The sequence below is a fragment of the Pseudomonas sp. W2Aug9 genome, from assembly GCF_023127755.1.
Classification (GTDB): Bacteria; Pseudomonadota; Gammaproteobacteria; order Pseudomonadales; family Pseudomonadaceae; genus Aquipseudomonas; species Aquipseudomonas synxantha_A.
This window is the reverse complement of the sequence record NZ_SPKL01000001.1, coordinates 82595-104588: the sequence shown is the minus strand read 5'-3', so window position 1 is coordinate 104588 and position 21994 is coordinate 82595. Positions and strand designations below refer to the sequence as shown.

The following is a 21994-nucleotide window of genomic DNA, read 5'->3' as shown; positions in this document are numbered from 1 at the left end:
CCCAGACATTCAGGCTTTTTCCCCACGCAGGCATTGATGATAGTCAAAGGCCCGCGCGGCGCATGGCCTGGCACGGGCTTCGTCCGCTTAATTCATCAGTCACTGACGCTAGGTTCACCATGGCTCAATACGTCTTCACCATGCATCGGCTGGGAAAAGTTGTTCCGCCGAAGCGGGAAATCCTGAAAAACATTTCGTTGTCCTTCTTCCCAGGCGCCAAGATCGGCGTGCTCGGCCTCAACGGCTCGGGTAAATCCACGCTGCTGAAAATCATGGCCGGCGTCGATACCGAGTTCGAAGGCGAAGCCCGCCCGATGCCGGACCTGAATATCGGTTACCTGCCGCAAGAGCCGATCCTGGATCCGACCAAGACCGTGCGCGAAGTGGTTGAAGAGGCCGTCAGCGTGATCAAGGACGCCCAAGCGCGCCTCGACGAGGTGTATGCCGCCTACGCCGAACCGGATGCCGACTTCGACAAGCTGGCCGCCGAGCAGGCCAAGCTCGAAGCCATCCTGCAGGCTGGCGACGGTCACAACCTGGAGCGCCAACTGGAAGTCGCCGCCGATGCGCTGCGCCTGCCGGCGTGGGACGCCAAGGTCGAGCACCTGTCTGGTGGTGAAAAACGTCGTGTGGCCCTGTGCCGCCTGCTGCTGTCGGCTCCCGATATGCTGCTGCTCGACGAACCGACCAACCACCTGGACGCCGATTCCGTCGCCTGGCTGGAGCACTTCCTGCACGATTTCCCGGGCACCGTGGTTGCAATCACGCACGACCGGTACTTCCTGGACAACGTTGCCGGCTGGATCCTCGAGCTCGACCGCGGCGCCGGTATCCCTTACGAGGGCAACTACTCCGGTTGGCTGGAAGCCAAGTCCGACCGTCTGGCCGCCGAATCCAAGCAGCAATCGGCTCACGAAAAAGCCATGAAGGAAGAGCTGGAGTGGGTGCGCAAAGGCGCCAAGGCCCGCCAGTCCAAATCCAAGGCCCGTCTGCAACGCTTTGAAGAAATGCAGTCGCAGGAATTCCAGAAGCGCAGCGAAACCAACGAGATCTACATCCCGGCCGGTCCGCGCCTGGGTGACAAGGTCATCGAGTTCAAGAACGTATCCAAGGGCTATGGCGACCGCGTGCTGATCGACAACCTGTCGTTCTCCATGCCAAAAGGCGCGATCGTCGGCGTCATTGGTGGTAACGGTGCGGGTAAGTCCACGCTGTTCCGCATGTTGATGGGCAAGGAAACGCCGGACTCCGGCAGCATCGAGATCGGCGACACCGTGCAACTGGCCTGTGTAGACCAGAGCCGCGACGACCTCGACGGCAGCAAGACTGTATTCCAGCAGATCTCCGACGGCTCCGACCAGATCCGTATCGGCAACTATGAAATCCCGTCGCGCACCTATGTCGGCCGTTTCAACTTCAAGGGCGGCGATCAGCAGAAGTTCGTCAAGGACCTGTCCGGTGGTGAGCGTGGTCGCTTGCACCTGGCCCTGACCTTGAAAGAGGGCGGCAACGTGTTGCTGCTCGACGAACCGTCCAACGACCTCGACGTTGAAACCCTGCGTTCCCTGGAAGAAGCCCTGCTGGACTTCCCGGGCGCCGCCATTGTGATCTCTCACGATCGGTGGTTCCTTGACCGCGTCGCGACCCACATCCTGGCGTACGAAGATGACTCCCAGGCGGTGTTCTTCGAAGGTAACTACACCGAGTACGAAGCCGACCGTAAAAAGCGCTTGGGCGAAGCAGCTGCCCAGCCGCACCGTGTGCGTCACAAAAAACTGGCCTGATTCGGGCTGGTTTGAAAAAAGCGGAGCCTTCGGGCTCCGTTTTTTTTGGGGCGCTGTTCAGGTGGACCGAGGCGACTTCATCGCAGGCAAGCCAGCTCCCACATTAGATCGAGTACCTCTGCTACGACACGGTCCAATGTGGGAGCTGGCTTGCCTGCGATAGCGGTTTAACTATTGGTGCATATCTCGCGTTGAAATCCCTGTTAGAGGGCAAAAATCCTGATTATTTATATCCAATGCACCATTTAAATTCACAAAAGCGACATTTTGCCCTGTCACGGTGCGAAATGAATTGATAAAGTCCGGCTCATTCTCTGTTTAACAACAATCAATTTGCCGAGACTTTTCATGATCGAATCCGTCGAATCCTTCCTGGCCCGCCTCAAGAAACGCGACCCCGACCAGCCGGAATTCCACCAGGCTGTAGAAGAAGTCCTGCGCAGCCTGTGGCCCTTTCTTGAAGCCAACCCCCACTACCTGACCTCGGGCATTCTGGAGCGCATTTGCGAACCGGAACGCGCCATCACCTTCCGGGTATCGTGGGTGGATGATCACGGCAAGGTTCAGGTAAATCGCGGTTTCCGTATCCAGATGAACAGCGCCATCGGCCCGTACAAAGGTGGCTTGCGCTTTCACCCTTCGGTCAACCTGGGCGTGCTGAAATTCCTCGCCTTCGAGCAGACCTTCAAAAACTCCCTGACCTCGCTGCCCATGGGCGGCGGTAAAGGCGGCTCGGACTTCGACCCCAAGGGCAAGAGCGATGCCGAAGTGATGCGCTTCTGCCAGGCGTTCATGAGCGAGTTGTACCGCCACATCGGTGCGGACGTCGACGTGCCGGCCGGCGATATCGGTGTGGGCGCACGGGAAATCGGCTTTCTGTTCGGCCAGTACAAGCGCCTGAGCAATCAATTCACTTCAGTGCTGACCGGCAAAGGCATGACTTATGGCGGCAGCCTGATTCGTCCGGAAGCCACCGGTTTCGGCTGTGTGTATTTCGCCGAGGAAATGCTCAAGCGCCAAGGTCAGCGGGTCGAAGGCAAGCGGGTGGCGGTGTCCGGCTCCGGCAACGTGGCGCAATACGCGGCGCGCAAGGTCATGGACTTGGGGGGCAAGGTGGTTTCCCTGTCGGACTCCGAAGGCACCCTGTACGCCGAAAGTGGTTTGACCGAAGAACAATGGTCGGCCCTGCTGGAGCTGAAAAACGTACAACGCGGGCGTATCAGTGAATTGGCTGAACGTTTCGGCCTGGAATTCCGCAAAGGCCAAACCCCTTGGGAGCTGGCGTGCGATATCGCGCTGCCATGCGCCACCCAGAACGAACTCGACGCCCAAGCCGCACGCACGCTGTTGCGCAACGGCTGCATCTGCGTGGCCGAAGGCGCCAACATGCCGACCACCCTGGAGGCTGTGGATATCTTCATCGACGCGGGCATCCTGTTTGCGCCTGGCAAGGCGTCCAACGCCGGCGGTGTGGCAGTGAGCGGCCTGGAAATGTCGCAGAACGCCATGCGCCTGCTGTGGACCGCCGGGGAAGTGGACAGCAAACTGCACAACATCATGCAGTCGATCCACCATGCCTGCGTGCATTACGGTGAGGAAAACGGCCGGGTCAACTACGTCAAGGGCGCCAACATCGCAGGCTTCGTGAAAGTGGCTGACGCGATGCTGGCCCAGGGCATCGTCTAAACCTCGGGTTCGATGCTCAGCACTTCGATCAACTGATCGCCGACGGGGCGCTTCCACAGCACCTCGTCGCCCACCTGGGCCCCCAACAAGGCGCGGCCCAGAGGCGAGCCCCAGTTGATCAAACCGGCGTTGGCGTCGGCTTGATCCTCACCTACCAATTGAATGCGCTGTTGCTCGTCCTGCTCATTGGCGAACGTGACCCAGCTGCCGATCTGCACCTTGTCGGTGGCTGTCGCCGGCGCGACCACCTGAGCGCTTTGCACCCGCTGGTTGAAGTAACGCAGGTCCCGCTCAAGATCCGCCTGGCGCTGCTTATCGGCCTGCTCACCTTTGGCGGACTCGGCGCTGTACTCAAGCTGCAATTGCGCCACCTTGGCTTGCAACTGCGCCAACCCTTGCGCGGTCAGGCGGTTGGGCTGTTCGCTGACCTGACGCTCCACCGGCTGGTCGGCCTGGGCGGCGGCGTTGTCTTCATTTACAAAAGCTCGGCTCATGGTGTTCTCCCTCTATGGCATTTGGGCCATGTTCGCCGTGCTTTAGTTTCGATGGATGTCTGCAAACGACCTATTGCGAGCGATACGCCTTGGCCGCATCGCGGTCTTTTTCCTGCTGCCACTCGCGCTCGCGGTCGTTGTTGCGGTTTTCCTGGTAGTCGCGCAGCTCTTCGTTCTCACGCATGGCTTTGCACTGGCGAAACCCGTCTTCCCAGCCTTCGGCGTATTGCCGGTCTTTCAAATAGCGTGGAACGTTCTTGCGAAACTCCCCGGTAATCACCCCAGCGGCCTGGCGACCGCTGCTGCAACCATCGTCAAAGCCGTCAGCGAAGGCGGGTGGATAACCCTTGGCCAGTAAATCCTGATGGGTTGTTTGGCAACCCACCAGCCACACCACTGCACACAGCATTAGCGCATACCGCCACATGGCGTACTCCCTGGCCGGTTAACGGCTGATAAGGAGAGTCTAGAAGGGGATTTGTCAGCTGTATGTGAAAGAGGTGTCAGAGGGATGTGCAGGACTTTTGGCCAAGCACAAAATCAAATGTGGGAGGGGCGGTGCGACGATTCGACTTGCCCCCGATTGCAGGGTGTCAGTCAATCTATTTGTTACTGACCCACCGCTATCGGGGGCAAGTCGAATCGTCGCACCGCCCCTCCCACAGTTTTATCCATAACTCCGGTCTCCCGGTGCAGCCTTTATTCGTAGTAACCCACTGTCTTTTTTAGCTGATCGGCGTATTCGTAAATTTCATCAATGGATGAAATAGCGTGTCGGGTCTCATTCTTTTCCTCGTCGAATACCCCGAGGTACTTTTGGCTACGATTGAAGTGGAGTCGGCAGATGGGCTTACGATTGTTGTCGTCCAGTAATATCCCAAAATAGCTTTGGGTATCACGTTGAACGATTCGTTTGGCATCGACAACGGACCGGACGACAGCACGGACGATGTGGTAACCCTCCATTTCTTCAAGGGTTGTCAGGATTTTATCTTCTGCCTCGTCTCGATCCTGCATGTCTACATTTGTACTATTCGCGACAGTCAATGACGTTATCGCCGGCTGAATTGCACCGCTCATGGCAGACTTCAGTCGCTCATTAATTTGGTCATTCAAAAATTGAGCTAGCGCTTTGCGTGTTAGTTCGAAAAATTGCTCCCGCACTTTCTGCGTGATCACTCCTTCGTAAACGCGGGATGCGAAAAATTTTACGAAGTCGTCTTCTGGTTTACTGACTTGTGCGCCAATGAGCTTCTTGAGTTGGCTGACGTATTTCAGCTCTCCCGCTGCGCTTATGATCGAGTCCACATCGAAGGCTGATTTGGTAAGTTTTATCAGCTCTGGTACGGAGTATTCATCAATGTCCAGCAGATCCAGCTCTAAAAATGGCTTTTCGTCCATTTTGTTAGGGGCGTCCAGATCGGTGAAAAATCTGTAGACCTGGCCGTTGGTAAGAATTGAGATTCTTGCGCTTGTAACGTGAAAGTACCGAAAGAGCTGCGACGCGTGGTTAATGCTCAATGACTCGCCAATCTTTTTGCATTCAATGAGTATCTGAACCTCGCCATCTTTCATGATTGCGTAGTCGATTTTTTCACCTTTTTTCGTTCCGACATCGCAGACAAATTCGGGCGTCACCTCTTGCGGGTCAAACACGTCATAACCCAACACGGTGTTGATAAAAGGCATTACAAAAGCATTTTTTGTAGCTTCTTCTGTTTGGATGGCGGGGCCTTGCAGACGGACTTTTGCTGCCAGGCTGGTGAGTTTTTCAAGAAATTCCATATAAGCCTCTTACCCTATTCGGATCCGTGTATAGAAGTGGTGGCAAATTGATTGCCACTCGATACTAGACACAAAACCTCACAAAGAGAATGAGGTAAGAGGCGGTTTGTTTCGACTGAAAAAAGCTAAAAAGACGTCCGAAATTTCTTGCCTATTTTTCAATGGGTTGCAAGAGCGCCAATAATTTGTGCCTGGCGGCGAAAGACTGGTAATCCTGAGCAGATAATATGGATGGATCAGGCTTGTGGCTTGCCGACTTTGTCCAGCACAGCATATTCAGCCAATTCCTGTCGGATAAACGCCGCAATCATCGCGCGATATACCTGCTCAGTGACCTCAGGATTAGCCCCCGCCGCCAGGGATAGATCCCGCACTTTCGCAATCACCTGTTCAACCCGTTGCGGCGCCTTGACGCCATCGGTGTCTTTTTTGAAGCGTGCGGCTTGGGATACGTAGTGCCCGCGTTCGGCGATCAGAGTGACGATTTGCTGGTCAAGTAGGTCGATGTTAGTGCGGACTTCTTCAAGGGTAGTACAGTAAACGGCCATATTAAGTGGGCTCCTGATTAGGCGAGCAATGCTAACAAAGTGTGGGAGGGGCTTGCCCCGATGACTATGGGTACCTACACAATTTTGTAGGTTGTAGCAGCCGACGGTAACTACGATGCGGAGCGAGTCGCTTTGGATCTGCTTTTGATCTTAGGCGCCCCGTTAAACCACGCTGGCCGGAATTCGACAGGGATTTGGGGGGTAAACCGGCAGGGATGCCGGTTTAGCCGCCCCGCGCCATGGATGGCGCGTGGCGGCGGCCCCCCAAATCCATGGCGGATTACGGGCACACCGAGCCTAAGCGAGGTGCCGAGTGGTGGGGCAAGAGCGTTTTGCTTACTTTGCCGCTTTTGCAAAGTGAGCCGCCGTCAGGGCGGAACCCTAAGTAGCCGTTACCGCAAGAATGGATATGTACTCGGTATAACGGTGTCGGCTGTCAGGCCGCCATCGCAGCGATGCGGCGACCCGACAAGCCAGCCACAGTTTGATCGTGGGGTGTCAGGTAGATAAGCGTCGGCTGTCCGTCGTCACGGGAGCAAGCTCCCTCGCCACAGGCTTAGCGTCGTACCGAAGGTGTGTAGATACCTATGCCCCGATGCCAAAGTGTCAGTCACTGAATGCTGGACTGAAACACCGCAATCGGGAGCAAGTCGAATCGTCGCACCGCCCCTCCCACATTTTGATTTTCATCAGGCTTTGGTTAGTAGTGGTACCACTTCAATTCAAGCATCACTTCATTCACCGGCGTGGACAGGTGGCTGAACTCACGCTGGGCGCTCAAGCGCAGGCCCAGGTTGCGCGACAGTTCCCATTGCTGGTTGAGGCTGATGCTGCGCCGCACTTCGCCGTTGGTGAAGAAGTCGCCCTTGGCTTCCAGGCTCAGGTTGCCCAGTGGGTTCTTCCACAGTACGCCAGTGTTGAAGCCGGCGGCGGGGGAGATGGCTTCGCTGAAGTCATTGTTGTGCTCCACACGCACGGTGCCGAGGGCGAAGCCGAGCATGTCGTCGGAGAGCTGCCAGGTGCCGCCGGCGCCGCCGTTGACGTGGGCGACCAGGGTTTCGTCGTCGTGCTTGCCCGGTACCCGTTCCAGGCCGCCAGTCACTTGCCATGACCAGGGTTGCAGCAGCGCGTTACGCGGCGTCAGCGAGCGGATGGTGGCCAGGTCCAGTTGCTGCAACTGCCAGTGATTGCCTTCGTACTGGCGCAGTTTCATTTGCAGGATTTCGATCTGGGCGCCGAGGGGGAAGCCTTCGGCGTTGTCGTTAAGGTCGTGATAGGCCATGCGCAGGCCATATTCACCAAAGGCTTTGTCGCCACGGGTGCCGATGCCGGCTTGCCAGGTGCGTGACTGGTGGCCGTTCTCCGGCAAACCAGGCGGTGTGATCTTGAGGTCTGGCGCAGGGTTCTGATTGATCGCCCGCAGCAGTTCGAAGCTGCGCTGGGAGCGTTCGGTGTCGCGTTCCAGCCCATTGGCGCGGTAGCGGCCGAGGCGGTAGGCGGCGTCGATGATCAGCGCCTGGCGCTCGCGGGGCAGGGCCTTGAATGCGGGCTCTTGCAGTTGCTTCTGGTCATCGCTGACTTTCAACACCCACTGTTGCTCATCGCTGTCCAGCGGCTTGGCGCGTTCGAGCAGTTCGCGTTCACGCGAGGGGCGATAGTCGATCTTCTCCACCAAGCCCGCTTCCTTGACGGCCTTGACCGTGTCGGTAGGGATCGCAGTGAGGGGGAATTGCTCGGTCAGGCGCAGGCCGGGGCGTGCCACTTGCAGCAGTTCCAGCAGGCGATAGGAGCAGTTTTCGTCGAAGAAGAAATAGTCGAACTGGATCTGCTTGAGCTCCCACACGTGCTCGACCATGCGCTTGGTCTCGACCTCGGTGAGGTTCAGGCGGTATTCCCATAGGTCGCGGTTTTCCAGGCTGCGGTATTCGGAGAGTTTCTCCTGATAGGGCACAAGCGCGAACAGGCCGGGGTAGCCGCCCATCAGGCCCTTCCAGGCATACAGGATGCTGTTGTCGGAGCCTTCGATATAGGCACCGAAGTTGATGGCATAGCTGAGCAGCGCAGTGTTGTTGCTTTGCACGTCGGCCTGGTCGATCCGCAGCAGGGTGTGGCCGAACATCGACGACGGGCTATTGAGATAGGCCGCGGGGAAGATCATCACCGCGCTATGGGGCGCGACGTCCTTGAACCATTGGGTGAATTCCTTGCAGTCCAGGGCGGGCAGGTCAGTCAGGTGCAACTGATCCTTGAGCCAGCGGGTACGTGCGGGGTACACACACTGGGCGTGCTTCTCACCCAGGCTGGCCGGTGCATACAGCGCTTGCACGGTGGCCTTGAGTTCGGCGTCCGGGTGATGGGCGCCGTCGGCGGCGAGGAAGAATTTCTTGTCGCTGACATAGCTGCGCCAGCCACTGATCTTGCCGGCTTCGTAATGCCCCAGCGACAGCCAGAACGGATCATTGGCCAGTTGCTGCAAACGTTGATCGTCGAGGTGCGGTGCCGCATGCAGCGGGGCGCAGGCGAAGAGAGCCAGGCAAGCGAGGCGTTTGAGCATGGGGGCTACTTAAGTCGGACTGAAAAAAAGACCCAAGGGGGGCAGGTCGAAAAAATAAAACCCGCGCCTCGAAAGACGCGGGCGGGTCGAGCTTAAGCCTGGGTAGCGTATTTCGCCAGACGGGCATCGCTTTTCAGTACAGCAATGGTGTTGTTGTGCACGTCGTCAGCGGTCACGTCAGCCTTGCTGAAGATCTGCTGGAAGTGCTCGTGGGTCACGGCCGCGAAGTGATCGCGATCTTCCGGGGCAACACCCAGTACCACGGCATAGGTGGTCAGTGCTTCGCCGTTGCCTTTGGCCATGTCTTCGGACAGCTCGTTCATCATGCCATTCATGGCAATCCAGGACTTGCCGCCGTAGGTCAGGGCGCTGTTGGTGCTGCAACCGTTGGTGCCCGAGGTCATGCCGAAGGTGGCGTTACCCGAGGTGCCGTTGGTGGTGGAAGCGAGGAAGTGAGCCGGAGTACCGCGCTGGCCTTCGAACAACATGTTGCCCCAACCGCAGTTCGGGCCACCTGGTGCTTCTGCCATTGCATTGAGGGAGACGACGGTGAAGAGAGTACCAAGAAGGATCCGTTTCATAGCTTTGTTCTCTTTGTGTGCAAACCAATGGACAAGGGTTCAGGTGCTTCTCAGCACCCTAGGGGCCAGTTATTAGTCCAACCCGCGCAGTTTGGAGTTTAGGCACGTTCCTAGGGTTCCGTGTTTTTTTATAAACATTAAGTCTCAGGCGATTTTTTTGTAGGACGCGTGCGGTGGCTATGCTTTCCCGAAAGCGCGCCTTGCCAGAGCGCTCAACCCGGAGCCAGAATGCCCCCATCTGCCCCGCCTGATGTAAGGAAGCCCGATGCCTGATCCTGTTGCTGCCAGCTTGCGTCTAGCGCCCGAAGCGCTGACTCGCCCTTTCTCCGCTGAACAGTTCAGCTTCTCGACCACCAATGATTTGGAGCCCTTTCGCGGTGTGCTTGGCCAGGAACGTGCGGTTGAAGCCTTGCAGTTCGGCGTGGCCATGCCACGCCCCGGTTACAACGTGTTTGTGATGGGCGAGCCCGGCACCGGCCGCTTTTCGTTCGTCAAACGCTACCTCAAAGCCGAAGGTAAACGCCTGCAGACCCCGGCGGACTGGGTCTATGTGAATAATTTCGATGAGCCCCGCGAGCCCCGCGCCCTGGAATTGCCGGGGGGCGGCGCCGCGGCGTTTATCGCCGATATCAACGGGTTGGTCGACAACCTCGTAGCCACCTTTCCGGCAGTGTTTGAACACCCCACTTATCAACAGCGCAAAAGCGCCATCGACCGGGCCTTCAACCAGCGCTACGACAAGGCGCTGGATGTGATCGAACGCCTGGCGCTGGAAAAAGACGTGGCGTTGTACCGCGACAGCTCCAACATCGCCTTTACGCCGATGCTCGACGGCAAGGCGCTGGACGAAGCCGAGTTTTCGCAGTTGCCGGAAGCCGATCGCGAGCGTTTCCATAACGATATTTCCGAGCTGGAAGAGCGCCTCAACGAAGAGTTGGCCAGCCTGCCGCAGTGGAAGCGCGAGTCCAACAACCAGCTGCGCCAGTTCAACGAAGAAACCATCACCCTGGCCCTGCAGCCGTTGCTGGCACCGTTGTCGGAAAAGTATGCAGAAAACGCCGGCGTTTGCGGCTACCTGCAAGCGATGCAGGTGTACCTGCTTAAAACCGTGGTCGAGCAACTGGTGGACGACGCCAAGACCGACGCCCAGGCGCGCAAGCTGCTTGAAGAGCAGTACTGCCCGAGCCTGGTGGTGGGTCACCCGGTCAACGGTGGTGCGCCAGTGGTGTTTGAACCGCACCCGACCTACGACAACCTGTTCGGCCGTATCGAATACAGCACCGACCAGGGCGCGCTTTACACCACCTATCGCCAGTTGCGTCCGGGCGCCTTGCACCGCGCCAATGGCGGCTTCCTGATTCTGGAAGCCGAAAAAATGCTCAGCGAGCCGTTTGTATGGGATGCCCTCAAGCGTTCCCTGCAATCGCGCAAGCTGAAGATGGAGTCGCCCCTGGGCGAACTGGGCCGCCTGGCCACCGTGACCCTCAACCCGCAAATGATCCCCTTGCAGGTCAAGGTGATCATCATCGGCTCGCGCCAGTTGTATTACGCGCTGCAAGACGCCGACCCGGACTTCCAGGAGATGTTCCGCGTACTGGTGGACTTCGACGAAGACATCCCGATGGTCGACGAGAGCCTGGAGCAGTTCGCCCAGTTGCTCAAAACTCGTACTTCGGAAGAAGGCATGGCGCCGCTGACCTCGGATGCGGTAGCACGCCTGGCGACTTACAGCGCACGTCTGGCGGAACATCAGGGCCGCTTGTCGGCGCGTATTGGCGACCTGTTCCAGTTGGTCAGCGAGGCGGACTTCATTCGCCACCTGGCCGGCGACGAAATGACCGATGCCGGGCATATCGAGCGCGCCCTCAAGGCCAAGGCCACGCGTACCGGCCGCGTGTCGGCGCGGATTCTCGACGACATGCTCGCCGGCGTCATCCTGATCGACACCGCCGGCGCCGCTGTGGGCAAGTGCAACGGCCTGACGGTGCTGGAGGTCGGCGACTCGGCATTCGGCGTACCGGCGCGGATTTCCGCCACGGTGTACCCGGGGGGCAGCGGCATTGTCGACATCGAGCGTGAAGTTAACCTCGGCCAGCCGATTCACTCCAAGGGCGTGATGATCCTCACCGGTTACCTGGGCAGTCGTTATGCCCAGGAATTCCCGCTGGCGATCTCTGCGAGTATCGCCCTGGAGCAATCCTACGGTTATGTGGACGGCGACAGTGCGTCCCTGGGCGAGGCGTGCACCTTGATTTCGGCCTTGTCGAAGACGCCACTCAAGCAGTGCTTTGCCATCACCGGCTCGATCAACCAGTTTGGTGAAGTGCAGGCGGTGGGCGGGGTCAACGAGAAGATCGAAGGTTTCTTCCGCCTTTGCGAAGCACGCGGGCTGACCGGTGAGCAGGGTGCGATCATCCCTCAGGCCAACGTCGCGACGTTGATGCTCGACGAGAAGGTGCTGCAGGCCGTGCGCGCCGGGCAATTCCACATCTATGCGGTACGCCAGGCCGATGAGGCGCTGAGCCTGTTGGTGGGCGAGGATGCCGGTGAGCCGGACGCCGAGGGGCAATTTCCGGAAGGCACCGTGAATGCGCGGGTGGTGGAGCGTTTGCGCGCGATTGCCGAGATGATCAGCGAGGAAGATCTGAAGGAGGCGGAGAAAGAGCTGGCGCAGCAGGCGTTGGCAGAAGCCAAGCCAAGCTGATTGCTGTCATCACTCGGTTAAGGTGGGAGCTGGCTTGCCTGCGATAGCGGTGTATCAGCCAACTGGCAGGTTGGCTATGAGTCCGTCATCGCAGGCAAGCCAGCTCCCACACTGGTCGGTGATGTCTTTAGGGACGTTTAGCGTGCCACAAAATTGACTCCATTCTCGGGGACCAACGCCCGTTGGTCCCTACAACCTTGGTTTGTCGCGTTTTTATTCTATTCTCAGACTCAGGGATATCCACAGGAGTCGCAGGATAGAAACAGCCTCGCCGTGCGCTGGGGCTGAACACCGATCTACCGAGGGGCGCCGCCATGTCGCGCAACCTTTGCCTTACCCGCCAGTGCCTGGGCCTGGTCACCCGTATCGAATGCTCCATTCGCCCCCTGGCCGGGGATAACGGGATGTGGACGCTGTTGTTTGCCGCCGGCATGTCGGGCGAGCAGCCTTCCACTGTCAAATCCCAGGGCCCGTTTCATGGGCCCTTTGTGGCCGAAAGAATGCTGGGCACCATCGTTGATAGCCTGACCTTGCATGGCTACGAGCAAATGGACGAGCCGCAGATCTGGTGCCTGCACCTGCAAGCCCATCTGCGCCAACTCAATGGCGGCCAGGAGCAGTTGGCCCTTTAGCGCCGGCTATTTGCTCTCTGGTTTGTCCAGCTTGACCTCGAAGCCGTACTGCACGGTGCCCAGGTCGGTGCGCTGGTAACTCTCCAGCGTAGTCGGCTGGCCGTAGAAGTAATGCACGTCGAACAGCGCGGTGCCGTACTCCTCGGCGCGGTGGCTGACATTGAGGATTTCCTTGAGGTAATTGCCGCTGGCGTCCTTGGCGTAGAAGCGCCAGCTGTCGGAGGGGAAGTCCTTTTGATCGACGATCAGCGCGTTGTCCTTCAGCGACAGGCCCTTGGGCAGCTTGGCGACATCAATCACGGCTTTCTCGATAGTCGCCAGGAACAGCGGCACCGAGCCCACCACAAACGCCGGGGTCTCCGGGAACAGATTAAGGTCGTAAGTCAGTGTGCCGTTTACTGCGTTCAGCTCGAAAGCCTCGGTCGGCAGCTCAATGGGCTCGCCGCGCTCGCCCTTGTCGTCGGCGGTGAAGAAGGTGATAGGCGCATCACTGTTGTTACGCTCGGCGCCGACCAGGTCGTCGTTGAAGGTGAAAGGGTGGTCAAACACGATTTTCGCGGCGCTGGCGTCTTCGGTCGATTGGCTGATGGTCACGCTGCTTTTAAGTTGGTCCTCGGTCATCGAGGCATCTTTGAGCCAGCTGGCGGCGCCGTCGTCATACACCGTGACCGGCATCGGCAGGGCCTGCACCGTGGTTTGCAGGCTGTTCCTGTCGAAGCGTAATACCGGCAGATCCAGGTCTTTGTGGGTAACCGTGGCCTGGGAGAAATCCAGGACATTGACCTGCAGGTTGTCGATCAGCCCGTTGAAATACACCTTGGCGTAATGGCTGGTTTGCTTGTGTTCGAAGGCTTTTTGCTCATCGGTGAGCTGTTTCTCGAAGGCGTCGGACCAGGCTTTTTGCTTGTGCATTTCAGCCAGTTGCTTCTCGTAGAACGCCACTTGCGCGGCACTCTCGTTGATCGAGCCCGAGCGGGTCAGAAATTGCCCGGTAGTGTCCCGCGCTTGCACCAGCAAAGGGTTCGGTGATTCGTCGCCCACGTCTGCGGCCAGGGGGGCGCTGTTGGTCAGTTCGATCTCGGCGTAGTTCTTTTCCAGCAACAGCAGATTGAGGGTGATGTTGCCCTCGGTGCGTTTATGGCCCACGTCCTTTTTGCTCAGGTCGAAGGTCAGCACTTTGCCCGGCGTGATCACTTCAACCGCGCCCTTGAGGCTGACGGGCTGCGGCTGGCTTTTGTTTTCCGTCTCGATGCCTTCGATAAACGGGTAGGTCACCGTCAGGTCATCGGGGTTGGTGAGGTTGGAGCTGCTGGGGCTCAATTGGATGCCCGGGTCGGTTTCCGACCATTCCGGCTGGAAGGGAATGACTTTGTTGTTGCTCAGGGTCACCGACTGCCATTCCAGGCCATGGGGGAAGGGGAACTGGTCAGGGGCGTTGAAATTGAACGGGAAGACCGGTTGTAAATCCGTCAGATAGTCCGAATGAGAGCTTTTGCGCAGCACGAACAGGCCATTGATATAGGTGTCCACCAAGGCCTGGGGCGTGGGGTAGTGCTTGAGCAAGGCCAGGGTGTCTTCGCCGTACTCGGCCTCGATGGGCTTAGTGGCGAGCTTGAGGCGCGCACGTTCCAGTAACAGCAGCGAGCCGCCCAGATCCGCGATGGCATCGCGCAGCTTGGGGTCCTGGATGGTGTCCAGGGACTGTTCGAACTTCGTGGTTTTCTCTTCGAGGGTCGCCTGCTTCTGCTCTTCTTTGGGGGAGCAGCCGTTGGCCATCAGCAACGCCGCACACAGGCCGAGAGTGGCCAAAGGGGATCGCACATCCATCATCTGAGTTTTCCTGTCCGACATCATCGAGCCGAGTTAATGGCCTCGACACTAGCAGAAAAATTCTCTTACAGATGCCACTTGGGTCAGTTTTCTCGCGGTGACAGGGGCCGGGTGGCGGCTGGTATACTCGGCGCCATTTTTAGCCAAGCTGTGTGAGATTCAATGGAACGCTTTATCGAAAATACGATGTACGCCTCGCGTTGGCTGCTGGCGCCGATCTACCTGGGGCTGTCCCTGGGCTTGCTGATCCTGGCGCTGAAATTCTTCCAGGAAATCATTCACGTGATTCCCAACATCTTCACCATGTTGGAAGCGGAAGTGATCCTGCTGCTGCTGTCGTTGATCGACATGGCCCTGGTTGGCGGCTTGCTGGTGATGGTGATGATTTCCGGCTACGAGAACTTCGTCTCGCAACTGGATATCGATGAAAACAAGGAAAAGCTCAACTGGCTGGGCACCATGGACTCTTCGTCGCTGAAGATGAAAGTGGCGGCTTCCATCGTGGCGATTTCCTCCATCCACCTGCTGCGCATCTTCATGGACGCCAAGAACGTCGATCCGCAACACCTGATGTGGTACGTGATCATTCACATGACCTTCGTGGTCTCGGCGTTCGCCATGGGCTACCTGGACAAGCTCACCAAGCACTGATGCCCCGCGCCGGCCTTACTGCTCGACGAAGTAGTAAGGCTGGCGGTTGATCGCCATTTGCTTGATCACCGTGACCGGCTCTTTCAGTCGGTCGGTGTGGTCCGTCAGCGCAACGTTGCCGGGCTTGGCGGTGAGGAAGGCGCGCAACTCGGGTTCGGTCTTGAGGATCGGCAGGTAGGCTTGCAGGTAGAACACGCTGGCGCCGGCGATCCGCTCGTTGGGCTGAAACATCGCCACCGTTCGGCCTTCGTCTTGCAGGGTCTGGACCTGGCTGATCACCGGCACGAATGATTGGCGCACATCGGCTTTTGGTGCAAACCAGAACGCTGCGCTCAGGTAGCAGGCGATGGCCAGGGTGAAAACCCCGCCGATGATCTGGCGGTGGTAGCGGTACAGCGCCGGCTTGCGGTTTTTGGCCCACTCCAGCAGCACCCGCGCATATTCGGCGGCCAACACCGCCGCGGCTGGCGTCAGCGCCATCAAATACACCGTGCGTTTGCTGGAAGCCAGGGTCAGCAGGGTGAACTGCGCCACCAGCCACACGCTGAAAAACAGGCGATAGCGGTTGCGCACCAGGCTTTTGCGGAAATGCCACAGGCCCAGGTACACCAGAATATTCCAGGGCAGGAAGGCCTCGGGCAGTTTCGCGAGGTAATAGTAGAAAGGTTCGTAATGCCCGGCTTCGACGAACGAACCGCTGAAGCGCCCGACGCTATTGGTCCACAACACCTCGCCCACCGCCTGCATCCCACCGCGCTGAAACAGAAACCCCAGCCAGATCAGCAACGGCACCAAGGCCAGCAGCGTGAACAGTGCCGGCTTGAGCCAGTCGCCGATGCGCAGGTGTTTATCCATCAGGCTGGTGCTGAGCAGGTACACAAAGATCACGATCCCCGGCAGCGCCAGGCCCAACACCCCCTTGCTCAGCGTGGCGATGACCATGCCAGCGGTAAACAACGCCCACGCCCACACACTGGAGCCGTCGCGCTCGGGCCGCACAGCCTGGTAAAACGCCAGTAAGGCCGTGGTTACGCCGAGGCTGAGCAACGAATCCTCACCCACCCCCCGCACATTGCCCCAGTAACTGGCCATGGTCGCCAGAATCAGTGCGGCACTGAACGCCAGCGTCTGCGGCCGACCGAAGCGACGCAGCATCCCATACAACAGCATCACGCTGAACAACCCGGCAAACGCCGACGCCAGGCGCACCGCCCCGGTGCTGGCGCCGAACAAGCGAATCGCACCGGCATCCAGCCACAGGCTCAGGGGCGGTTTCTCCAGGAAGGGCTCGCGAAACAGGCGCGGCACCACCCAGTCATTGTCCAAGTGCATCGCCATGGCGATCCCGGACACCCTGGCCTCGGTGGAGCCTTGCAGCTCGTGGTTGCCAAGGGCGAAGAAGAACAACAGACCAGCAAGCAGGAGCAGCAGGGGAGCGGGACGCGTCATGGAATCTGGCTACCGGGGCATGAGACCGATCGGACGATCGGTCATGGGTAGTCAGGGAGTATACGAGCGCGATTCTTAACCTTTGGTGAACGGCTACGGGGTTTTTCTCGGGCGCGTCAGGGCAGTTTCAAGCTGGGCACTGCCGCTTTGCCTTGTGCGGTCAGCACCGGCTCCAACTGCTCCCAGGTGAAGACCAAGTCGTTGTCGCAGCCGTCACCATTGGCCGGTGTCGAGAGTTGCAGGCCCTGGGTGTTGAAGCTGAGGTGAAAGTTGGAGTAATCGGTGATCGCCGGGCAGCCCTCGTCGGTGGTGGTTTGCTTGGCCAGCCAGGTACTGAAGGCGGCCGGCAGCTTCAAGTGGCCGGAATAGGCGTCATACCATTGCTGATGGCCGCCGATCCAGGTCCAGGGGTCAACCGATTCACCGGTTTGCAGGTTCCAGGAGTGCAGGCCCCAACTGATGCCCATGGCGCCTTGGCCTGCGGCCCAGCGGTAGAACCGCACGGTGAGAAATTGCGATGACCAATAGGCGGGCTCAACCTCGATCTCACTGGTATAGACCGAGCCGTTTCGACCCAGGTATTCACGCCGCTCATAAAAATAGTCGGTTAGATCTTCGTCATTGACGGCCAGAGCGGCGAGTTGCTGGTTGATCTTCTGCACCGCCGGGCTGTCTCCCTCCAGCTTGAGCGTGACGCGGGGGCCTTGGGTCTTGAGTTGGTAGGTGTGGTTGTGGAAAGTCTTCTTCTCGGTCTTGATCGGCAGCGGCGCGGCTTCCATGGGCGCGTTATAGGCATCGCTGCCGCAGCCGTCCGTGCCAATGCGGCGTAAAGCCAGTGGCAGCGGCGTACCGCCATCGGTTTTGCTCCAGGCACCAGAAAGGGTATCGCCCTGAGGTTTTTGCAGAGTCCAGAAACCGGTGTTTCCTTCCTCTACCCAAGGGGCGTTGTCGTTGGCCTGGGTCAGCTGAATCGGGGTACGGATGCGCTGGTAGTAATAACTGCCATGCTCCCCGTCGGCGCCGTTGAAACAGACGGTGATAGCGGATTTGCCCAAGGTGCCTTGCCAGACCCCGTCCAGCTCGGCAGCGGTTGCGAGTAAGGGCATGACGGTAAGAGCGATAACGGCGAGGGGCTTGAGCACGGGTATCTGACTTCCGATTGTCTGATAAAGGCCGTCAGGGTAATGGGAAGTGCTAGGGGATTCCAGCGGGCGAGGTGGGCGTTGAGGCTTCTCGCCCTTTTTATAGGGTGGCGACCGTGCGCGGGTTAGCAGACCAGGAATCAAGGAACCCGGCGCACCCGAAAGTGCCCCACGCACAGCCGCCATGATACGAACCAGCGGATGCTGAAAGCATCGCTCGAACGGATGGTGGCTTTGCAGGCCTTGATATCAACCGAGCTGCTAAACCCGGTCGCTGATTTTGCAGCGACAGGGGAAGGCTAGGCTTGTTGGTTGGGGTGCGCCAGTTCACCGACAGCGCGGCATCTTGCAGGAAAGTTCCGAAGCCCGGCCCTGTTGACCTCCCCGTCGTCAGGCTCTGTTAAAAGCTCCAGTCCTCAGCCTGAACCAACTGGCAGAACGGCCCGTTGAGCGTGGCATTGTGATGAGCCACGATGGCCTCGGCTTTCATCAAGGGCGTATCAGAACAGGTATGACCGTCGGCGATAAGCACCGCATCGAAGCCAAGATCACGTGCGGCACGGCAGGTGCTGTCGACGCAGTATTGCGTTTTCATCCCAGTGACTACCACGCCGGTGGCGCCGCTGGAGCGCAGATGGTCAGCCAGGTCAGTCATTGCAAAAGCGTTAGGCCGGCGCTTTTCGAACACCACTTCTTCACCCTGCAACTTCAGTTCCTCTGCAATCAGCGTAAGCGGGCTGCCTGGTTCGATTGGCGAGCCAACGGGGCCGATGTGGCGAGCGAGAAAAATCGGCGCGCCTGCGCTGCGAGCCTTGTCCATCAGGGCATTCAGCGTCTCCAACAGTTCGTCGCAGCGCCAGGGTTTTTCCGGGCCGTGGATGAGTCCGACTTGGATATCCAGTATCAACAGGGCGTACATAGGTGCATCTCCTTGCGTGTGAACCAGCGACACAAGGGCATAAAAAAGGCCCTGTCCATCGCTGGCGGGCCTTTGAAGTGTTCGTTTGTTTTGGCTCACGACACCTCGCACGCTCCGCTTGATGCGGTCGTGGTGGTGGTGGTGGTGGTGGTGGTGGTGGTGGTGGTCGAGGTGAGGTAATGGGTAGTCATGGGTTGACACTAGCATTGAGGTTGAGGAAATGCCAAGTTCAAAAAAGAGTTCTGACGGCGATGGAAAGCATCCGCGCAATAGCAGACTCGCAATTCAAGACCGCTTGGTGACAGGGTTTTGTAAGGTGGCTAGCTCTGTGCCACTATCTCCGCTCCTGACTTGGATGTGGGCGATGTTCCTGCTTCGAGTTGTCTTCCGAATACAGTAGGGATGCTATGGCTGATTACAGTATCAACCCAGCGTACGACAAATGCCGCGCGTTCATTGATGGTTGGCGTCTGAAAGGCAGGAGCTGGGAAGATATTGCCAGGCTCGGCCGGATGGGGGAGTCGCTTGAGAAAGTCAATGACTGGTTCCTATCGCAGGAGGAAATGGACGACTGGCCTTCGCTAGGCAATAGCCCAGAAGAGCGATTTGAACGCTGGAAGGAGGTCGTTCGGCGCAAGGAGCAGGCGGAACAGCAATCTGTCGCCGCAACGAGACCCTTGATCTTTTTAGGAGCGGAAGAGGCCGAGCCGGGCATGGCTGTGCCGCAAGACGCGCGAAGTGCATGGCAGCTCTACAAAAAACACCTGATCGCACAAGGCTGGAAAGAAGACTCGGTCGATAATATTCAAAGGTCTGCGGTGCGCGTCCTCCAGAGCCTTCGGCAGGTCACAAAAGATCGCATGGCTGTAAAAGGGTTGGTGGTCGGGCATGTACAGTCCGGCAAGACAGCCAATATGGCTGGCTTGATTTCCATGTCAGCCGACTATGGATGGAACCTTTTCGTCGTGCTGACCGGGACGCTCGAGAACCTGCGGGTGCAGACCAGTAAACGTCTGGTCGGCGACCTGTTCCAGCATGATGGTAACGTCAGTTGGAAGTCGATCGAGCATCCGTCGAGAAACAGCCCCTACGGTGCCCGTGCGCAGGACATGCAGTTCGACGCTGGTCGAAGAGACCGCCATCTTGTTGTTTGTCTGAAGAACCCGGCCCGGCTGAGGCATCTCATTGACTGGGTCAAGGCACACCCGTTGGGGATGTCGCAGATGCGGCTCGTTGTTATTGATGACGAAGCGGATCAGGCGGGTATCAATTCGAATGACGTTTCGAAGGCTGAGCGTACCGTCATCAATGGACTCATCCTGCAGTTGATCAGTATGCCGCTGAAATGCGTGAATTACGTAGCGTTCACTGCCACACCCGCCGCTAACTTTCTCAATGAAGGACCTGGCGACACCCTGTACCCATCGGATTTCATAGCCGCGCTGCCCCAGGCGGACGAACATTTCGGGCCCGTGCAGATTTTCGGTTACGCCGAGAATGAGAAGGAGCCGCTTGGAATCGTTCGTGAAGTTTCCAAAGAGGATCTGGAGCAGGTTGGTAGCCTTCACCGGGGGGAAGACCTGGCACTGCCTCATGCGCTGGAAGAAAGCCTGATCTGGTATGTGTGCTGTGTAGCAGTAATGCGACTGTCCGGAGCGGTAAAACCCGTGAGCATGTTGATCCATACCAGCGCAAGGCAACTTCATCATGATTTTATGAGCAAAGCGGTGCAGGCAGCTCTCGAAAAGTGGTCGGAGTATGATGACGATCAATTGACCGCCACTTTCAGGCCTGTGTGGGATAGGGTCTCGTCGGGCTTAGATGTAGCACAGTTTGCCGAGCGTTTCCCTGACTACGGACGGCTCTCCGAACTTTTGGAGCTGCCAACGTTTGTCAGTTTTTTTGCAGAAGTCCGGACACTTCTGAATATGGTGACGGCTATCCAGTTGGATGCGGACTCTGAACGGATCTACCATCGTGGTATTCATGTGTGCGTCGATAACTGCGCCAATAATGGGGTGACCGATGAGAACGAGGTTCGGCGGCTCTTCTACCCAGACGCGGCGCAAGGCCTGAATTTCTGTACGGCGTTCATCGTTATCGGCGGCGGCACGCTTTCTCGGGGACTGACAATCGAAAATCTTGTCAGCACGTTTTTCCTGCGCGGGTCGGCGCAAGCAGATTCCCTCATGCAGATGGGGCGCTGGTTTGGGTACCGCAAAGGCTATGAGCTGTTGCCTCGCATCTGGATGACCGATGATACGAGAGGAAAGTACGAGTTCTTGACGGTCGCGGAGGAGGAGCTTCGTGACGATCTGCAGCGCTTCATGCACGGTGGCGCCAAGCCTGAGGAGTTCGGTCCTCGCGTCCGTGTGCATGCGAGGCTCTCCTGGATTCGCCCGACAGGTGCGAATAGGATGCAGCGGGCGATCAAGGCAACCTTCGACTTTTCGGGAATCAATCGGCAAACAACCGTTTTTCATGACGGCGATGATGCTGCCGCAGTGCTCGATGCCAATTTATCGTTAACGGAGAAATTTCTGAGCTCTGCAGGTGCTCACCTCGAAAAATCCGAGTTGAAGGGCGCCAACAGCCTTGTCTGGCGTAACGTTAAAGTAAATCGAGTAGCCGATTATCTGGCAGGCCTGTCGTTCCATCCCGGAAACCAGTTCTTTTCGGATATGAAAGCCTTTCAGAAGTGGCTCAACGAGCACGCTGAAAAGGCCGGCTACATGAATTGGAACGTCGTGGTGGCGGGTAGCGCACCGAATCAAAAAAACAGCTGGGAGATTTCTGGCAAAACTGTTGGTCGGGTCAACCGTAGTCGCTTCGCCGATAAACGTTCGGATGGCGGCGTGTCCATTGGTGCGCTGAGAGATCCGAAAGATCTGTTGGCGGATGCCCGCGACCTTGAAGAGCGTGATCTTTCCACGGCGAGTTTCCGTAATTCCGACGTGGCAAAGCTTCGTGGCAAAGGTGGTGTCGGAACAGTACCTCAACTGCTGATCTATCTCATTGATAAAGACAGCGGTGTACGTCCTCCAAAGGTCGCTGCTGCGCCGCGTCGCGAGAGGCAACCCCTCAAAGCCAAGGCGCACATCATAGGTATCAGTCTTTATCTGCCCGGTTCGCAAGGCAAGCAGAAAAGCTACGTCACTCACGTGACGGTCAATATTCCCGAAATTTTCATGACATCGGAAGATGATCTTGAAGAGACGGTAGGCGTGATCTGACC

16 protein-coding genes are annotated in these 21994 nt (G+C 58.1%); 6 read left to right on the top strand and 10 right to left on the bottom strand.

What is annotated here, in order from left to right:
- Positions 1–119 precede the first annotated feature (119 nt).
- Both ettA and gdhA read left to right on the top strand, forming a co-directional pair.
- The gene (gene ettA / locus E3O56_RS00445) at positions 120–1784 is read left to right on the top strand and encodes an energy-dependent translational throttle protein EttA (protein ID WP_005791601.1); all 1665 of its coding nucleotides are present in this window, start codon (positions 120–122) and stop codon (positions 1782–1784) included.
- A gap of 348 nt (positions 1785–2132) precedes the next feature.
- The gene (gdhA, locus tag E3O56_RS00440; protein ID WP_032879406.1) at positions 2133–3470 is read left to right on the top strand and encodes an NADP-specific glutamate dehydrogenase; all 1338 of its coding nucleotides are present in this window, start codon (positions 2133–2135) and stop codon (positions 3468–3470) included.
- Here gdhA and E3O56_RS00435 read toward each other — a convergent pair.
- From E3O56_RS00435 to E3O56_RS00410, 6 genes are all read right to left on the bottom strand, one after another.
- Positions 3467–3964, bottom strand: a complete 498-nt coding sequence (locus E3O56_RS00435) for a GreA/GreB family elongation factor (RefSeq protein WP_032879409.1) — start codon at positions 3962–3964, stop codon at positions 3467–3469. The two genes, gdhA and E3O56_RS00435, sit on opposite strands and share 4 nt — an antisense overlap.
- A gap of 70 nt (positions 3965–4034) precedes the next feature.
- The gene (locus E3O56_RS00430) at positions 4035–4391 is read right to left on the bottom strand and encodes a hypothetical protein (protein ID WP_248127590.1); all 357 of its coding nucleotides are present in this window, start codon (positions 4389–4391) and stop codon (positions 4035–4037) included.
- A gap of 272 nt (positions 4392–4663) precedes the next feature.
- On the bottom strand, positions 4664–5749 hold the full coding sequence (locus E3O56_RS00425) for a type I restriction endonuclease (protein ID WP_248127588.1): 1086 nt from the start codon (positions 5747–5749) through the stop codon (positions 4664–4666).
- Positions 5750–5985: 236 nt separating this feature from the next.
- Positions 5986–6297, bottom strand: a complete 312-nt coding sequence (locus tag E3O56_RS00420; RefSeq protein ID WP_248127586.1) for a chorismate mutase — start codon at positions 6295–6297, stop codon at positions 5986–5988.
- A gap of 700 nt (positions 6298–6997) precedes the next feature.
- On the bottom strand, positions 6998–8851 hold the full coding sequence (locus E3O56_RS00415) for a DUF4105 domain-containing protein (protein ID WP_248127584.1): 1854 nt from the start codon (positions 8849–8851) through the stop codon (positions 6998–7000).
- Positions 8852–8943: 92 nt separating this feature from the next.
- Entirely contained in the window at positions 8944–9432 is a 489-nt protein-coding gene (locus tag E3O56_RS00410) for a DUF3015 domain-containing protein (protein ID WP_003194274.1), read from the bottom strand.
- 265 nt (positions 9433–9697) lie between these two features.
- Here E3O56_RS00410 and E3O56_RS00405 point away from each other — a divergent pair, with 265 nt between their 5' ends.
- Both E3O56_RS00405 and E3O56_RS00400 read left to right on the top strand, forming a co-directional pair.
- Positions 9698–12136 (top strand): ATP-binding protein, encoded by a 2439-nt coding sequence (locus tag E3O56_RS00405; RefSeq protein ID WP_032879413.1) that lies wholly within the window; start codon positions 9698–9700, stop codon positions 12134–12136.
- Between the two features lie 314 nt (positions 12137–12450).
- Entirely contained in the window at positions 12451–12768 is a 318-nt protein-coding gene (locus E3O56_RS00400) for a hypothetical protein (RefSeq protein WP_161903998.1), read from the top strand.
- A gap of 6 nt (positions 12769–12774) precedes the next feature.
- On the opposite strand, the gene E3O56_RS00395 is transcribed toward E3O56_RS00400, so the two are convergent.
- On the bottom strand, positions 12775–14598 hold the full coding sequence (locus E3O56_RS00395; protein WP_248127582.1) for a hypothetical protein: 1824 nt from the start codon (positions 14596–14598) through the stop codon (positions 12775–12777).
- A 162-nt stretch (positions 14599–14760) separates the two neighbouring features.
- Here E3O56_RS00395 and E3O56_RS00390 point away from each other — a divergent pair, with 162 nt between their 5' ends.
- On the top strand, positions 14761–15249 hold the full coding sequence (locus E3O56_RS00390) for a TIGR00645 family protein (RefSeq protein ID WP_005791582.1): 489 nt from the start codon (positions 14761–14763) through the stop codon (positions 15247–15249).
- 15 nt (positions 15250–15264) lie between these two features.
- Here E3O56_RS00390 and E3O56_RS00385 read toward each other — a convergent pair whose 3' ends face one another.
- The 3 genes from E3O56_RS00385 to E3O56_RS00375 all read right to left on the bottom strand — a co-directional run bounded on the left by E3O56_RS00385 (position 15265) and on the right by E3O56_RS00375 (position 18759).
- Positions 15265–16698, bottom strand: coding sequence for a glycosyltransferase family 39 protein (locus tag E3O56_RS00385; RefSeq protein WP_248127580.1), 1434 nt, complete (start codon positions 16696–16698; stop codon positions 15265–15267).
- 116 nt (positions 16699–16814) lie between these two features.
- Positions 16815–17840 (bottom strand): hypothetical protein, encoded by a 1026-nt coding sequence (locus E3O56_RS00380; RefSeq protein WP_248127578.1) that lies wholly within the window; start codon positions 17838–17840, stop codon positions 16815–16817.
- A 400-nt stretch (positions 17841–18240) separates the two neighbouring features.
- Positions 18241–18759 carry a cysteine hydrolase family protein gene (locus E3O56_RS00375; RefSeq protein ID WP_248127576.1) on the bottom strand — a complete coding sequence of 173 codons (519 nt, stop codon included), beginning with the start codon at positions 18757–18759 and terminating at the stop codon, positions 18241–18243.
- Between the two features lie 407 nt (positions 18760–19166).
- On the opposite strand from E3O56_RS00375, the gene E3O56_RS00370 reads away from it, so the two are divergent.
- Positions 19167–21992 (top strand): Z1 domain-containing protein, encoded by a 2826-nt coding sequence (locus tag E3O56_RS00370; protein ID WP_051661118.1) that lies wholly within the window; start codon positions 19167–19169, stop codon positions 21990–21992.
- Positions 21993–21994: the final 2 nt, after the last annotated feature.

Coding starts and splice junctions, on each gene's coding strand:
- E3O56_RS00400 (WP_161903998.1), top strand. CDS start 12,451: ATGTCGCGCAACCTTTGCCTTACCCGCCAGTGCCTGGGCCTGGTCACC.
- E3O56_RS00420 (WP_248127586.1), bottom strand. CDS start 6,297: ATGGCCGTTTACTGTACTACCCTTGAAGAAGTCCGCACTAACATCGAC.
- E3O56_RS00395 (WP_248127582.1), bottom strand. CDS start 14,598: ATGATGGATGTGCGATCCCCTTTGGCCACTCTCGGCCTGTGTGCGGCG.
- E3O56_RS00390 (WP_005791582.1), top strand. CDS start 14,761: ATGGAACGCTTTATCGAAAATACGATGTACGCCTCGCGTTGGCTGCTG.
- E3O56_RS00375 (WP_248127576.1), bottom strand. CDS start 18,759: ATGTACGCCCTGTTGATACTGGATATCCAAGTCGGACTCATCCACGGC.
- E3O56_RS00425 (WP_248127588.1), bottom strand. CDS start 5,749: ATGGAATTTCTTGAAAAACTCACCAGCCTGGCAGCAAAAGTCCGTCTG.
- E3O56_RS00405 (WP_032879413.1), top strand. CDS start 9,698: ATGCCTGATCCTGTTGCTGCCAGCTTGCGTCTAGCGCCCGAAGCGCTG.
- E3O56_RS00410 (WP_003194274.1), bottom strand. CDS start 9,432: ATGAAACGGATCCTTCTTGGTACTCTCTTCACCGTCGTCTCCCTCAAT.
- E3O56_RS00415 (WP_248127584.1), bottom strand. CDS start 8,851: ATGCTCAAACGCCTCGCTTGCCTGGCTCTCTTCGCCTGCGCCCCGCTG.
- E3O56_RS00385 (WP_248127580.1), bottom strand. CDS start 16,698: ATGACGCGTCCCGCTCCCCTGCTGCTCCTGCTTGCTGGTCTGTTGTTC.
- E3O56_RS00370 (WP_051661118.1), top strand. CDS start 19,167: ATGGCTGATTACAGTATCAACCCAGCGTACGACAAATGCCGCGCGTTC.
- gdhA (WP_032879406.1), top strand. CDS start 2,133: ATGATCGAATCCGTCGAATCCTTCCTGGCCCGCCTCAAGAAACGCGAC.
- ettA (WP_005791601.1), top strand. CDS start 120: ATGGCTCAATACGTCTTCACCATGCATCGGCTGGGAAAAGTTGTTCCG.
- E3O56_RS00430 (WP_248127590.1), bottom strand. CDS start 4,391: ATGTGGCGGTATGCGCTAATGCTGTGTGCAGTGGTGTGGCTGGTGGGT.
- E3O56_RS00435 (WP_032879409.1), bottom strand. CDS start 3,964: ATGAGCCGAGCTTTTGTAAATGAAGACAACGCCGCCGCCCAGGCCGAC.